The sequence below is a fragment of the Cronobacter sp. HA18003 genome (genome assembly GCF_011605905.1).
GTDB classification, from domain to species: Bacteria; Pseudomonadota; Gammaproteobacteria; order Enterobacterales; family Enterobacteriaceae; genus Cronobacter; species Cronobacter sakazakii.
On the sequence record NZ_JAANQO010000011.1, the window covers coordinates 780,034 to 794,400 of the forward strand.

Sequence of the window (14,367 nt, forward strand, 5' to 3'; positions counted from 1 at the left end):
ACGACACCATGGCGAACAGCATCACGGCAGATGAGATTCGGGAACATTTTTCGCAGGCCATGTCGGCCATGTATCAGCAAGAAGTGCCGCAGTACGGCACGCTGCTGGAACTGGTGGCCGACGTGAATCTGGCGGTACTGGAAAGCCACCCGCAGCTGCATGAGCAGCTCGCCAACGCTGATGAGCTGGCGCGGCTGAACGTCGAGCGCCACGGCGCGATTCGCGTCGGCACCGCTGAGGAGCTGGCGACGCTTCGACGCATTTTCGCCATTATGGGGATGTACCCGGTCAGCTATTACGATCTCTCTCAGGCGGGCGTGCCGGTGCACTCCACGGCGTTTCGCCCGGTGGATGACGTGGCGCTGGCGCGAAATCCGTTTCGTATTTTCACCTCGCTGCTGCGCCTTGAGCTTATCGAAGATGAAAAGCTGCGTAAGCGCGCCGCCGCCGTGCTCGCCCGGCGCGATATCTTTACGCGCCGCTGCTATGAGCTGCTGAACATTTACGACGAGCAGGGCGAGTTTAACGCCGACCAGGCGCAGGAATTTGTGCGCGAAGCGCTGGAAACGTTCCGCTGGCACAGCCATGCGACGGTGGACGCCGCCACCTATCAGGCGCTCCATGATGAACACCGGTTAATTGCCGATGTGGTCTGCTTTCGCGGTTGTCACATCAACCACCTGACGCCGCGCACGCTGGATATCGACCGCGTGCAGGCGCTGATGCCGGAGTATGGCATTGAGCCGAAAGCCGTGATTGAAGGCCCGCCGCGCCGCGAATTTCCTATTCTGCTGCGCCAGACCAGTTTTAAAGCGCTGGAAGAGCCGATTCGCTTTGGCGGCGACAGCCCCGGCACGCACACCGCGCGCTTTGGTGAGATCGAACAGCGCGGTATGGCGCTGACGCCCAAAGGTCGCGCGCTTTATGACGAACTGCTGGCGGCGGCGGGCAGCGGTAAGGATAACCTCACGCATCAGTTACATTTGCAGGAGGCGTTCAGCCGCTTCCCGGACAGCGACACGCTGCTGCGCCGTCAGGGGCTGGCCTATTTCCGCTACCGCCTGACGCCGGTGGGCGAAACGCACCGTCACGCCATTCGCCCCGGCGACGATCCGCAGACGCTCATCGAGCGCGGCTGGCTGGTGGCGCAGCCGATCATCTATGAAGATTTTCTGCCGGTCAGCGCGGCGGGAATTTTCCAGTCTAATCTCGGCGAGGATGCGCGGGCGCGCCGCCACGGCAACGCCAGCCGCGACACCTTTGAAGCGGCGCTCGGCTGCCCAGTGCTGGATGAGTTTGCGCTCTATCAGGAGGCGGAAGATCGCAGCAAACGACGTTGCGGTCTGCTCTGAAACGGCTACGCTCCCAGGATTGCCATTAAAAAAAGGAAGCCGTAATGCGCAACCTGGATATGCCGATTGTCACCACCACGCACGGCGACGTGCGTGGGCTTACTGAAAATGATATCGCCGTGTGGCGGGGCATTCCGTATGCCGCGCCGCCGGTGGGAGAGCGCCGCTGGCGCGCGCCGCAGCCGCTAACCGCCTGGCAGGGCGTGCGCGACGCGACCGCCTTTTCCGCCGCCAGCTGGCAGAACGCCGGGTTTTGCCGCGAGCTTGCCGGGGGCGATCCGGGCGCGTTCAGCGAAGATTGTCTTTATCTCAACGTCTGGGCACCGGTGGCGCGTGAGAGGCCGCTGCCGGTGATGGTCTGGCTGCACGGCGGCGGCTTCACGCTTGGCGCGGGCAGTCTGCCGCCGTATGACGGCCAGGCGCTCGCGCGTCGCGGCGTGGTGCTGGTAACGATTAATTACCGGCTCGGGCATCTTGGGTTTTTCGCCCATCCGGCGCTCGAAGGCGACGATCCTGCCGGGCCGGTTTATAACTTTGCGCTGCTCGATCAAATCGCCGCGCTGCGCTGGGTGCAGGATAACATCGCTGCTTTTGGCGGAGACCGTGACAACGTCACGCTATTCGGGGAATCCGCAGGCGCGCGCAGCGTGCTGTCGCTGATGGCCTCACCGCTTGCGAAAGGGCTGTTCCATAAAGCGATCATTCAGAGCGGCTATACGCTGCCGGATATCCCGCGCCGTAAAGCGCTCATTAATGGCGCGGCGCTCAGCCGCCATCTCGGGCTTGATAACCCCACAGCCGCCGATTTGCGCGCGCTGCCCGCCGAAGCCTTCTGGCCGCTCAGCGCGCCGTATGTCACCGGGCCTGCGCCGATTGCGGGCGATATCGTACTGCCGGAGCCGATGCTGGAGACCTTCTTCGCGGCGCGCCAGCATCCGATGCCGGTAATGGTTGGCAGCAACAGCGATGAAGCCAGCGTGCTGGCCTATTTCGGCGTCAATCTGGAAGAACAGATCCGCAAGCTGCGCCGCGAGCGGCGTTTCGGGCTCGGGCTTATCCGGCTGCTGTACCCGGGCGTTCGCGGCGACCGCGAACTGGGGCGACAGGTCTGTCGCGATATGGCGTTTACCACGCTCGGCTTTGTGGTGATGCAGGCGCAGAGCCGACGCGGCGTGCCGTGCTGGCGCTACTGGTTTGATTATGTGGCCGAAGGCGAGCGCGAGACGTTCGCCAACGGCGCGTGGCACGGCAATGAAGTGCCCTACGTGTTTGATAATCTGGACCAGGTAGAGCCGCTTAAAAACTACGCCACGGCGGCGGATCGCGCTTTCGCCGGGCAAGTGGCGGATTACTGGGCCAGCTTTGCAAAACACGCCAGCGCGCAAAGCCAGGCGCTCGACGGCCCGGTGCGCTGGCTCGCCTGCGTGCGCGGTCGCGACCGCCTGCTGCGTATCGGGCTTGATAAAAAGGCGGGGTGGCGGCTGGAAAACCGCTTTATGCGCGCGCGTCTCGCGCTCTTTAAGCGGGTGATGCGCTACCACGTGACGCTGGATTAAGGGCTTAAAAAACAAAACCCCGCGCGGGGGCGTGGGGCCATAGTGGTGTTTCCCGAAAGAGAACCCGGCGAAGCCGGGCCACCGTGAGCTATCATCATTAAAATTATGGTGTTGGCCGACGGTTTTGTATCGTGCTGGTGTCGGCCCCTCCCACAGGGAGGAATATTATAGGCATATACAGGGGCCTGAACGGCGCGACGCCGCCAGTCTCTGCGTGGCAGAAACTATCCTGTCCCGGTGCGGCTGGCAAGATGGCAGGTCATCGTTTTTTGTGATGGTTCCCGCGAATCCCTCCGAAACCCGCCGCGCCGCGCGGCTTTTGCGGGTGCGCATAAAATAACCCGTTGATTTTACGACTACCAGAACCGCCACGCCTGACATAAATTTACCCAGCTTTATGCATCTATTAAGCTGAAAAATAAGAAATTATTTAATTTTTCAGCGGCCTGTTGGCTTCATCCTGAATTTTGTCTAGAGTGAGCGGTCATATTGCTTGTAACATTTGCCGCCGCCAGGCTTCGGCCTCGCGAAATACCTCGACAAAAAAGGACGGTTTTCAGGCATGAACCGCAGACGTTTTATCAAGGCCTCGTTGGCCCTCGCCGCGGCATGCGGCACTCCAGGTCTCGCCACGCTTTTCTCCCGCAACGCCTGGGCGCAGGAGTCCGATATCGCGGACGGCCAGACGCGCGCTTTTGATTTCAGCGTGTTACAGGCTATGGCCTCTGAGCTTGCGCAAAAACCGTGGGGCGGCGCGCCGCGACCGCTGCCCGATACGCTCGCAAAGCTCACCCCGCAGGCCTATAACAGTATTCAGTATGACGCCGGGCATTCGCTGTGGAATAACATCGAGGGCCGCCAGCTTGACGTGCAGTTCTTCCACGTCGGCATGGGCTTTCGCCGCCGGGTGCGGATGTTCTCGCTCGATCCGGCGACCCGCCAGGCCCGCGAAGTGCATTTCCGCCCTGAACTCTTTAACTACCACGACGCGGGCGTCGATACCCGCCAGCTGGAAGGGCAGACCGATCTCGGCTTCGCTGGTTTTCGTGCGTTTAAAGCGCCGGAGCTGGCGCGTCGCGATATCGTCTCCTTCCTTGGCGCGAGCTATTTCCGCGCGGTAGACAGCACCTTCCAGTACGGGCTGTCGGCGCGTGGGCTGGCGGTCGACACCTTTACCGACACGCCGGAAGAGTTCCCGGATTTCACCGCCTTCTGGTTTGAAACGCCGAAAGCGCAGGACACTACGTTTGTCGCCTATGCGCTGCTGGACAGCCCGAGCGTGACCGGCGCGTATAAGTTCATCATCCACTGCGAATCAAGCCAGGTGATTATGGAAGTGGAAAACTTCCTGTTCGCGCGCAAAGACATCAAACAGCTCGGCATCGCGCCGATGACCAGTATGTTCAGCTGCGGCACCAATGAGCGCCGCATGTGCGACACCATTCACCCGCAAATCCACGACTCCGACCGTCTGGCGATGTGGCGCGGCAACGGCGAGTGGGTGTGCCGCCCGCTCAATAACCCGCAACGCCTGCAATTCAACGCCTTCTCGGATGAAAACCCGAAAGGGTTTGGCCTGTTGCAGACCGATCATAAATTCGAGAGCTATCAGGATGTGATGGGCTGGTATAACAAGCGCCCGAGCCTGTGGGTGGAGCCGCGCAACCGCTGGGGCAAAGGCACCGTTGCGCTGATGGAAATCCCGACCACCGGCGAAACGCTCGATAACATTGTTTGCTTCTGGCAGCCGGAAAAACCGATCCGCGCCGGGGATAAGCTTAACTTCCAGTATCGCCTCTACTGGAGCGGCGACGCGCCGGTACGCACGCCGCTGGCGCGCGTTTACGCCACCCGCACCGGGATGGGCAGCTTCCCGGAAGGCTGGGCACCGGGCGAAAACTTCCCGACGCAGTGGTCGCGCCGCGTCGCCGTGGATTTTGTGGGCGGCGATCTCAAAGGCGCCGCGCCGCGCGGCATCGAGCCTGTGATCACGCTCTCCAGCGGCGAGGCGAAACAGGTGGAGATCCTCTACGTCGAGCCGTTTGACGGCTACCGCATCCAGTTCGACTGGTACCCGACGTCGGACTCCGTCGATCCGGTGGAAATGCGCATGTTCCTGCGCTGCCAGGGCGAGGCCATCAGCGAAACCTGGCTGTGGCAATATTTCCCGCCCGCGCCGGATAAACGCAAATATGTCGATGACCGGCAGATGCGCTAAGCTGCTCTCCACAAGCCCCGTTTCGACGGGGCTTTTTTTTGCTCTAAAGTGTTGAAAACCGCGGCAAATCGGTTAAGCCCGCCGATTCAGGCAGTGTTTTTACATCGCCCGCTATGATAACTGTAGAGGTTTACTCATCAGAAGGAGATTCCCTTGCCAAATGCCGCCTCTCAGGACGAGATACTTATCGTTAACGAACATCTTGCGCTGCATGCCGTTCATGAACGGTTCGCAGAGCCGCTGTTCGCACTGGTACAGCGCAATAAAGTCTGGCTGCAAAAAGCGATGAACTGGCCGCAGTACGTCACCAAAATCGAAGACACGCGCCAGACCATTCAGAGCAACGCCATGCTGCACCAGCGCGGCTACGCGAAAATGTTTATGATTTTGCTGGATGGCGAGATGGTGGGCGTGCTGTCGTTTAACCAGATAGAGCCGACCAACAAAACAGCCTATATCGGCTACTGGCTGGATGAGCAGCATCAGGGGCGGGGGATTATTTCTGGCGCGCTGCAAACGATGATGGCGCATTACGCGCAAACGGGCGAAGTACGACGGTTTGTCATTAAATGTATCGTCACCAACGCGGCGAGCAACCGCGTGGCGCAGCGCAATGGCTTTACGCTGGAAGGGCGTTTAAAAGAGGCTGAATACCTGAACGGCGAGTTTCACGATCAGCATATCTACGCGCGTATAATCGACGCGGACGCTTAAACGAGCCCCGGCAGCGGCGTGCGCTGAATATGTTCGTCGCCGCCCAGCGTTTTAAAGCCGCACAGCCGAATGCTTTCGCCGGGCGGCGCGTCGATCGTGACATCATCGTTTACCGTCACGCTGTCTTCGACGATAACGTCGCCGCGGATACGCGCGCGTCCGGTGATGGTCACGTGATTATCGAGCCGCACCGGGCCGCCCGTGATGACCGCGTATTCATCGACCCGCACGTGATGCCCCAGCAGACAGTTGCCTTCAATCACCGCGTGGCCTGACACTTCTGAGCTGTAGCGCACCGTTGGCGAGGCGTTCTCCTCCGTGCCCGCCACCAGCCGGGCGTTGCCGTGGATTTTCGCGCAGTCGCAGACCCAGACGTCGTTCTCATCGTTGCCTTCGAGGATCGCGTTTTCAAACACCTGCGCGCGATGCTCGATAAACGCGTGCGTCACCAGCGCGTGGCCGTAAATCTGGGCCTGATGCACCACCCGCGAGGCGCTGACTGTGGCGTTACCGTAAATATGTAGCGCGCTGTCGCTGTCTGCCGTTAAACCTTTCGCACCGACCACCAGGCTGTTTTGCATCACCCGCGCGTCACCGAAAATATGACACTCGCCGCGCACCACCGAGCACTGCACCATGGCGCGGCCGCTGACGTGCGCGCCGTCGCTGATTTCGGCGGCGTCAATCCAGGCATCGTCGCCAATGACCGCGTCATGATGAACAACGCAGGTCTGGCTTAAGCGCGCATTGCCGCGAACTTTCGCGCCCGCAAACACCACGCTGTTGTGGTCATAGACCCAGCAAGAGCCCTGCTGGCTGAGGTTCTCCTCGCTCTCCACCCAGCCGCCGGGCGTTCCGGCGCTGACATCGGCGAAATCGCACCGCGCGATAAGCTGGCGCAGCGTGACGGTGCAGGGCTCGCCGTGGCGGGTATAGCGAAAGACGCGCGTGGCTTCGCTGAGCTGATATTTATTCATCAGAATTTCCTTGCCAGAGACTCCCCATTAACCGTAGCAAATTTTTACGCGCCGGGAAGGCGATAGCGTTTACCGGGGAAGTTTTATAAAATGCATGCAAAATATATCTTTGCCGCATCGCCGGCAGAAAGCGTTTAAGGAACCCCCATGACCGTTCGTGATGAAAACTATTTCACTGAAAAATATGGCCTGACGGCCACGCACTCTGATGTCGTAAACGCCGTGAATTATGTCGAACCGGGCCGCGCGCTGGATCTCGGCTGCGGCAACGGGCGCAACAGCCTCTTTCTCGCCGCCCGTGGGTTTGACGTCACCGCGTGGGATAAAAACCCGGCGAGTATCGCCAACCTTGAGCGCATCGCGGCGGCGGAAGGGCTTAATCATTTGCATATCGCGGTGAAAGATTTAAATACGCTGCGTTTTGACGGGGAGTATGACTTTATTCTCTCCACCGTGGTGATGATGTTTCTTGAGCGCGACACCATTCCCGGGCTTATCGATAATATGCTGCGCTGCACCGCGCCGGGCGGTTATAACCTGATTGTCGCGGCGATGGATACTGACGATTATCCGTGCACCGTCGGTTTCCCGTTCGCGTTTCGCGAAGGGGAACTGCGCCGTTATTACGAAGGCTGGGAGTTAATTAAATACAATGAAGATGTCGGCCAGCTTCATAAAACCGACGCCAGCGGCAACCGCATTCGCTTACGTTTTGCGACGATGCTCGCGAAAAAACGTTAATGTGAGATTTTTTACGGAACCGCCGGTAGCGCGGTTCCGCATTAATGAAATAAAGATTTTTATATATTTTTATTGTTAGTATCAATTTTATTTATTGTTCTAATCCTATTTTACGTCCCGGATCGCTTTTTTCTCTTATCCTGCCGTTTTTATTACTCTTTTCGCACAGCCGTTTGCTATAAATTCAGTGCTCATCCACTCACAGGTAACGTTCTATGCACAGCACATCGGTATTTAAAGCTTCCGGCGTGGCGGCGCTATTGCTGCTTGCCGGTTGTTCCTCCAGCACCACCAAACCCGAGCAATATTCCGGCTTCCTGAAAGACTATTCGGGCCTTGAAAAAACCACGTCATCGACCGGCAAACCGGTGATGCGCTGGGTCGCGCCGGGCTTTAACCTGAATAATTATGACTCTATTGTTTACAACCCGGTGGTCTATTATCCGACGCCGAAACCGACTGCGCAGATCTCTCAGAAGGTGCTTGATGGCCTGCTGAATTACACCAACGATAAACTGAAAACCGCCGCCGCGAGCCGCAAGCCGCTGGTGACGACGCCCGGCCCGCGCAGCGTGATTTTCCGCGGCGCGATCACTGCCGTCGACAGCAGCAAAGAAGGGCTGCAATTCTATGAAGTGCTGCCGATTGCGCTGGTGGTGGCCGGAACCGAGGTCGCGACAGGCCATCGTACGATGGACACCAGCCTGTTTTTTGAAGGTGAGCTGATTGACGCGGCGACGCAGAAAACCGTGGTGAAAGTGGTGCGTAAAGGTGAGGGGAAAGATCTCAACAACGAGAAGACGCCGCTGACGGTCGACAACCTCAAACAGGTGATCGACGATATGGCGACCGACGCGCGCATGTTCGACCCCGCGCCGAAATAAACCGTACAGAGGGAGCCTGGCTCCCTCTTTTTTATCCCGCCCGTCGCGCCAGCAGCGCGTAGCTTATCCCGCCAGCCATTAACCCCCAGAAGGCCGACCCGACGCCGAGCAGCGTCACGCCGGACGCCGTCATCAGAAAGGTAATCAGCGCCGCGTCGCGGGTGCGTTCATTCGCCAGCGCCTGATGCAGGCTGCCGCCAATGGTGCCGAGCAGCGCCAGCCCGGCGAGCGTTTGCAGCCACGGCAGCGGCAGGGCAGTCATCAGCGCGCCGACGGAGCCGCCGAATACGCCCGCCAGCAGATAAAACACGCCCGCCATCGCCGCCGCTATCCAGCGCCTGTCGCGGTCCGGGTGCGCCTCCGGGCTCTGGCAGATGGCGGCGGTAATGGCGGCAATGCAAATGGAAAAAACACCAAAGGGCGCAAGGAGCAGCGCCAGCAGGCCGGTTGTGACCATCAACGGCGAAACCGGCACCCGGTAGCCGGAAGCCTGCAATGTGGCGACGCCTGGCGCGTTCTGCGAGGCCATCGTCACCAGAAAGAAGGGCAGGCCGACGCCGAGCAGCGAGGAGAGGCTGAACGCGGGCGAGACAAACTCCGGCGGTGCGAGGCGAAAATGCAGCGCTGCCGTGTTCACTTCGCCCTGTAACAGACAGACCGCGACGCCTGTCAGCAGCACGGCCACCACGGCGTAGCGCGGCGCGAAGACTTTACAGAGCAGCCACGCCCCCGTCATGGCGGCGCACAGAATAAAATGCCCTTCCAGCGTGCCGAACGCCTGTAGCCCGAAGCGCAGCAGAATGCCCGCCAGCATCGCGGCGGCCAGGCCCGGCGGAATGATTTTCATCAGGCGGGCGAACAGCCCCGTCGCGCCGCAAATCACAATCAGCGCCGAGGCGAAAATAAAAATCCCGACCGCTTCATGCAGATTGCTGCCCGCAAGGCCCGTCGCCAGCAGCGCCGCGCCGGGCGTTGACCAGGCGGTCAGCACCGGCGCGCGATACCACAGGCTTAGCGCAAGCGTGCTGACGCCCATGCCGATGCCGAGCATCGTCATCCAGCCCGCCGTTTGGGCAGGCGTGGCACCTGCCGCCGCGGCGGCCTGCCAGATAATAGCGGCAGAGCTGGCGTAGCCCACCAGCACCGCCACAAACCCTGCGATAACGGCAGGCGCCGGGGGAAGCGAAAAGCGCATACATACTCCGTTGTGCGTTATAACGTCCAGCGACTCTATCATCGTGCGCTATAACGCACAAGGCGCTATACTGGCACCCTCAAAGGAGAACGTATGGACATTACCGCCCATCTCGCGCAGACGCTGAAAGCGCTGCGCCAGCAGAAAAACTGGAGCCTGACCCAGGCGGCGCAGGAAACCGGCGTGTCGAAAGCGATGCTCGGCCAGATAGAGCGTAACGAATCGAGCCCGACGGTTGCCACGCTGTGGAAAATCGCCACCGGCTTTAACGTGCCGTTTTCGGCGTTTATCACACCGCCTGCGCCGGGGGCGCGTACCGTGTTTGACGCCCAGCAGACGATGCTGGTAGAGCCGGTGTTTCCGTGGGATGAACAGCTGCGCTTCGATATGCTCGCCGTTACGCTCGCGCCTGGCGCGCAGAGCGACTCCACGCCGCATGAGCGCGGCGTAACGGAGCATGTGGTGGTGATTGAGGGCGAGCTGGAGCTTCAGACGGACGGCGTCTGGCGGCGGCTCGGCCCTGGCGAAGGGCTGAAGTTTGCTGGCGACCGACCGCACGCCTACCGCAACGCGACGTCGTTGCCGGTGCGCTTTCATTCGCTTATTCACTACCCGGCGCCATAAAAAAAAACCGCAAGCAAGCTTGCGGCCAACGACAATCTACAACGACACGATGAAACTGAGGTGATAAGTCAGGAATACCGCCTCAGCGTATCCCTTGCGGCGTGCCGCGTGAAATAAACCTTTGTGCAATACTTTCCCGCAGAACGGCAAACCCGCAGCGGTACCGTGAAACAGTTTCCGAACGCCCCGAATGTGACTACAATAGCCGCCTTTCAAATAACGGATAACGACGAATTATGCGCCTGCAACCGCATCACCTTGAACTGCTCAGCCCCGCCCGCGATACCGCCATCGCCCGCGAAGCCATTCTGCACGGCGCAGATGCAGTCTATATCGGCGGCCCCGGTTTCGGTGCCCGCCACAACGCCAGCAACAGCCTCCAGGACATCGCAGACCTGGTGCCGTTCGCCCATCGCTTCGGCGCGAAGGTGTTTGTCACGCTGAACACCATTTTGCATGACGACGAGCTGGAGCCGGCCCGCAAGCTTATCGGCCAGTTCTATGACGCGGGCGTTGACGCCCTGATCGTGCAGGATATGGGCATCATGGAGCTGGATATTCCGCCCATCGAACTGCACGCCAGCACCCAGTGCGATATACGCAGCGTCGAAAAGGCGAAGTTTCTCTCCGACGCCGGTTTCTCGCAAATCGTGCTGGCGCGCGAGCTGAACCTCAACCAGATCCGCGCCATTCATGAGAACACTGACGCCACCATCGAATTCTTTATTCATGGCGCGCTGTGCGTGGCTTATTCGGGCCAGTGCTATATCTCCCACGCCCAGACCGGACGCAGCGCCAACCGCGGCGACTGCTCGCAGGCCTGCCGCCTGCCGTACACCCTGAAAGACGATCAGGGCCGCGTGGTGGCGTATGAAAAACACCTGCTGTCGATGAAAGATAACGATCAGACCGCCAACCTGGCGGCGCTGATTGACGCGGGCGTGCGCTCCTTCAAGATTGAAGGGCGCTACAAAGACATGAGCTACGTGAAAAACATCACGGCGCACTACCGCCAGATGCTCGACGCGATTATTGAAGATCGCGGCGATCTCGCACGTTCCTCCGCCGGTAACACGGCGCACTATTTCGTGCCGTCCACCGAGAAAACCTTCCACCGCGGCAGCACCGATTACTTCGTTAACGCCCGTAAAATCGATATTGGCGCGTTCGACACCCCGACGTTCGTCGGCCTGCCGGTCGGTGAAGTGCTGAGCGTCGGTAAAGATTATCTGGACGTTGAGGCCACCGAGCCGCTGGCCAACGGCGACGGGCTGAACGTTATGATTAAGCGTGAAGTGGTTGGCTTTCGCGTTAACGTGGCGGAAAAAACCGGCGAAAACCGCTACCGCGTTTTCCCGAACGAGATGCCAGCGGCACTGAAAACGCTGCGCCCGCACCACAAGCTTAACCGCAACCTCGATCACAACTGGCAGCAGGCGCTGCTGAAAACCTCCAGCGAGCGCCGCATCGGCGTGGATATCGAGCTTGGCGGCTGGCAGGAACAGCTGATCCTGACCATCACCAGCGAAGACGGCGTCAGCGTGACGCATACGCTTGACGGGCAGTTCGACGAAGCCAACAACCCGGAAAAAGCGCTGACCAGCCTGAAAGAGGGCCTGGCGAAACTGGGGCAGACTATCTATTTCGCCCGCGACGTGCAGGTGACGCTGCCGGGCGCGCTGTTTGTGCCTAACAGCCAGCTCAACGCGTTCCGCCGTGAAGCTATCGAGGCGCTGGACGCCGCGCGCCTGGCGAACTATCAGCGCGGCGCGCGCAAGCCGGTTTCCGTGCCGCCGCCGGTCTACCCGGAAACGCACCTGAGCTTCCTCGCGAACGTCTACAACCATAAGGCGCGTGAATTTTACCAGCGCTATGGCGTGCAGCTTATCGACGCTGCGTATGAGGCGCACGAGGAAAAAGGCGACGTGCCGGTGATGATCACCAAGCACTGCCTGCGCTTTGCCTTTAACCTCTGCCCGAAACAGGCGAAGGGCAACATCAAGAGCTGGAAGGCGACGCCGATGCAGCTGGTACACGGCGACGAAGTGTTAACGCTGCGCTTTGACTGCAAACCCTGCGAAATGCACGTGGTCGGCAAGATCAAAAACCATATCCTGAAAATGCCGCAGCCGGGCAGCGTGGTCGCCTCCATCAGCCCGGAAGATCTGCTGAAGACCCTGCCGAAACGCAAAAACGCCTGACACTCCTTCCCCGAAAAGCCAGAGCCCATGCTCTGGCTTTTTTTATCTTCATTCCATACCGCTCAACAAACCCGCACAAACTGGCCGTTCTCCAGGCGATTGCGCCGCTTCGCTTAAAAATAGGGTTGTCAGAATAGTACAAATCAAACTACTGTATATAAACACAGTAAATAACAACATAATGAATGGATGGAGTACGCCATGTTAATGATGCGACTCTTGCCACAGCCTGATGCCGAGGGGTTGCCGCTGTTCCTTGAGACAGTGGCCTGCGGATTTCCGTCGCCCGCTCAGGATTACGTCGAAAAGCGTGTAAGCCTTGACGCGCACTGCATTGTGCACCCGAACGCCACCTATTTTTTGCGGGCGGCCGGGGAGTCGATGAACGGTGCCGGGATCGAGGATGGCGATCTGCTGGTGGTGGACAGCGCCCTGAAGCCCCAGGAAGGCGATATCGTCGTGGCTGCGCTGGAAGGGGAGTTCACCGTCAAAACCCTGCGGCTGCACCCGGTGGCGCAACTGGTGCCGATGAACCCGGATTTCGCGCCGATCCCGCTTGGCGGCGACGCCGAGGTAGTGATCTTCGGCGTGGTCACCTGGGTGCTGAAGAAGAGGCGCTGAGATGTACGCGCTGGTGGATGTGAACAGCTTTTACGCCTCCTGCGAGATGGTGTTTCGCCCGGATCTGCGGGATAAACCGGTCGTGGTGCTGAGCAATAACGACGGCTGCGTCATTGCCCGCAGCCGCCAGGCGAAGGCGCTTGGCATCACCATGGCGGAACCCTATTTCAAACAGCGCGCGCTCTTTGAGCGTCATCGCGTGGCGGTCTTCAGCTCCAATTACGCGTTTTATGCCGACATGAGCAAACGCGTGATGGATATTCTCGAAGAGATGGCGCCGCAGGTGGAGATCTACTCGATCGACGAGGCGTTTGTCGATCTGCGCGGCGTCAGTAACGTGATGTCGCTGACCACCTTTGGGCAGGAGATCCGCGACCGTCTCTGGCGCGAAACGCACCTGCCGGTCGGCGTGGGCATCGCGCCCACCAAAACGCTCGCCAAGCTTGCCAATCTCGCCACCAAAAAATGGCCGAAGTCGGGCGCAGTGGTCGATCTCTCCGATCCCGCCCGGCTGCGCAGGGCGCTGGCGCATTTTAACGTTGAGGATGTCTGGGGCGTCGGGCGCAGGCTCAGCAAAAAGCTAACGGCGATGGGCATTGAGACCGCGTTTGATCTGGCCAACAGCCCGGCGTGGGTGATCCGCAAAAATTTCAACGTGGTGCTGGAGCGTACCGTACGCGAGCTGCGCGGCGAGCCGTGTCTGGCAATGGATGAATTTGTCGCGCCGAAGCAGCAGATCGTGTGCAGCCGTTCGTTTGGCTACCGCGTCACGGCTTACCAGGATATGCGCCAGGCGGTCTGCGCCTGGGCGGAGCGCGCCGCGGAAAAACTGCGCCAAGAGCATCAGTTCTGCCGCCAGGTGGCGGTGTTTATCCGCACCAGCCCGCATGATGAACCCGACGACCGCTACAGCAACCAGGCGCTGTGCCAGGCGCTGACGCCCACCAACGACACCCGCGAAATCGTGCGGCTGGCGGTAAGCGCGCTGGATGCCATCTGGCGCGCAGGCTATCGCTATATCAAAGCGGGCGTCATGCTGGGGGATTTTTTCAGCCAGGGCGTGGCGCAGCTTAATCTCTTCGATGAACACCCGCCACAGGCCAACAGCGCGCCGCTGATGCATCTGCTGGATGAATATAATCGCTCAGGCAGGGGGAAGCTCTGGTTCGCAGGTCAGGGGATCGTCAAGCCCTGGGCGATGAAGCGCGAATTCCTTTCGCCAGGTTACACCACCCGTTTTAGTGAATTACCGCGCGCGAGTTTGTGGTGAGGGGCTAACAATTA

At 59.9% G+C, this 14,367-nt stretch carries 12 protein-coding genes; 10 read left to right on the forward strand and 2 right to left on the reverse strand.

The genetic code is table 11. The features are described 5' to 3' along the window. Positions 1-8: 8 nt before the first annotated feature. The 4 genes from hglS to rimL all read left to right on the forward strand — a co-directional run bounded on the left by hglS (position 9) and on the right by rimL (position 5,840). On the forward strand, positions 9-1,352 hold the full coding sequence (hglS, locus tag G6041_RS04755; protein WP_012124682.1) for a 2-oxoadipate dioxygenase/decarboxylase HglS: 1,344 nt from the start codon (positions 9-11) through the stop codon (positions 1,350-1,352). 44 nt (positions 1,353-1,396) lie between these two features. Then, a complete protein-coding gene (locus G6041_RS04760) occupies positions 1,397-2,908 on the forward strand; it encodes a carboxylesterase/lipase family protein (RefSeq protein WP_054628780.1) in 1,512 nt (503 codons plus the stop codon). 562 nt (positions 2,909-3,470) lie between these two features. Beyond that, the gene (locus tag G6041_RS04765; protein ID WP_012124684.1) at positions 3,471-5,126 is read left to right on the forward strand and encodes a glucan biosynthesis protein D; all 1,656 of its coding nucleotides are present in this window, start codon (positions 3,471-3,473) and stop codon (positions 5,124-5,126) included. A 153-nt stretch (positions 5,127-5,279) separates the two neighbouring features. Next, on the forward strand, positions 5,280-5,840 hold the full coding sequence (rimL, locus tag G6041_RS04770) for a 50S ribosomal protein L7/L12-serine acetyltransferase (RefSeq protein ID WP_012124685.1): 561 nt from the start codon (positions 5,280-5,282) through the stop codon (positions 5,838-5,840). Here rimL and ydcK read toward each other — a convergent pair. Then, positions 5,837-6,817, reverse strand: coding sequence for a YdcK family protein (ydcK, locus tag G6041_RS04775; RefSeq protein WP_012124686.1), 981 nt, complete (start codon positions 6,815-6,817; stop codon positions 5,837-5,839). The two genes, rimL and ydcK, sit on opposite strands and share 4 nt — an antisense overlap. A 147-nt stretch (positions 6,818-6,964) precedes the next feature. On the opposite strand from ydcK, the gene tehB reads away from it, so the two are divergent. Together tehB and G6041_RS04785 are read left to right on the forward strand one after the other, a co-directional pair. Beyond that, positions 6,965-7,558 carry a tellurite resistance methyltransferase TehB gene (gene tehB, locus G6041_RS04780; protein WP_012124688.1) on the forward strand — a complete coding sequence of 198 codons (594 nt, stop codon included), beginning with the start codon at positions 6,965-6,967 and terminating at the stop codon, positions 7,556-7,558. Positions 7,559-7,773: 215 nt separating this feature from the next. Continuing rightward, entirely contained in the window at positions 7,774-8,442 is a 669-nt protein-coding gene (locus G6041_RS04785; RefSeq protein ID WP_012124689.1) for a DUF3313 domain-containing protein, read from the forward strand. Positions 8,443-8,473: 31 nt separating this feature from the next. On the opposite strand, the gene G6041_RS04790 is transcribed toward G6041_RS04785, so the two are convergent. Then, on the reverse strand, positions 8,474-9,637 hold the full coding sequence (locus tag G6041_RS04790; RefSeq protein ID WP_041460495.1) for a benzoate/H(+) symporter BenE family transporter: 1,164 nt from the start codon (positions 9,635-9,637) through the stop codon (positions 8,474-8,476). Positions 9,638-9,730: 93 nt separating this feature from the next. On the opposite strand from G6041_RS04790, the gene G6041_RS04795 reads away from it, so the two are divergent. The 4 genes from G6041_RS04795 (at position 9,731) to umuC (ending at position 14,353) form a co-directional block, all read left to right on the forward strand. Beyond that, positions 9,731-10,261, forward strand: a complete 531-nt coding sequence (locus G6041_RS04795) for a helix-turn-helix domain-containing protein (protein ID WP_004388315.1) — start codon at positions 9,731-9,733, stop codon at positions 10,259-10,261. Between the two features lie 236 nt (positions 10,262-10,497). Further along, positions 10,498-12,462: a peptidase U32 family protein gene (locus G6041_RS04800; RefSeq protein ID WP_012124691.1), complete on the forward strand. Its 1,965-nt coding sequence runs from the start codon at positions 10,498-10,500 to the stop codon at positions 12,460-12,462. 201 nt (positions 12,463-12,663) lie between these two features. Then, positions 12,664-13,083 (forward strand): translesion error-prone DNA polymerase V autoproteolytic subunit, encoded by a 420-nt coding sequence (umuD, locus tag G6041_RS04805; protein ID WP_007775328.1) that lies wholly within the window; start codon positions 12,664-12,666, stop codon positions 13,081-13,083. Position 13,084: 1 nt separating this feature from the next. Next, positions 13,085-14,353 (forward strand): translesion error-prone DNA polymerase V subunit UmuC, encoded by a 1,269-nt coding sequence (umuC, locus tag G6041_RS04810; protein WP_012124693.1) that lies wholly within the window; start codon positions 13,085-13,087, stop codon positions 14,351-14,353. The last annotated feature ends 14 nt before the right edge of the window (positions 14,354-14,367 follow it).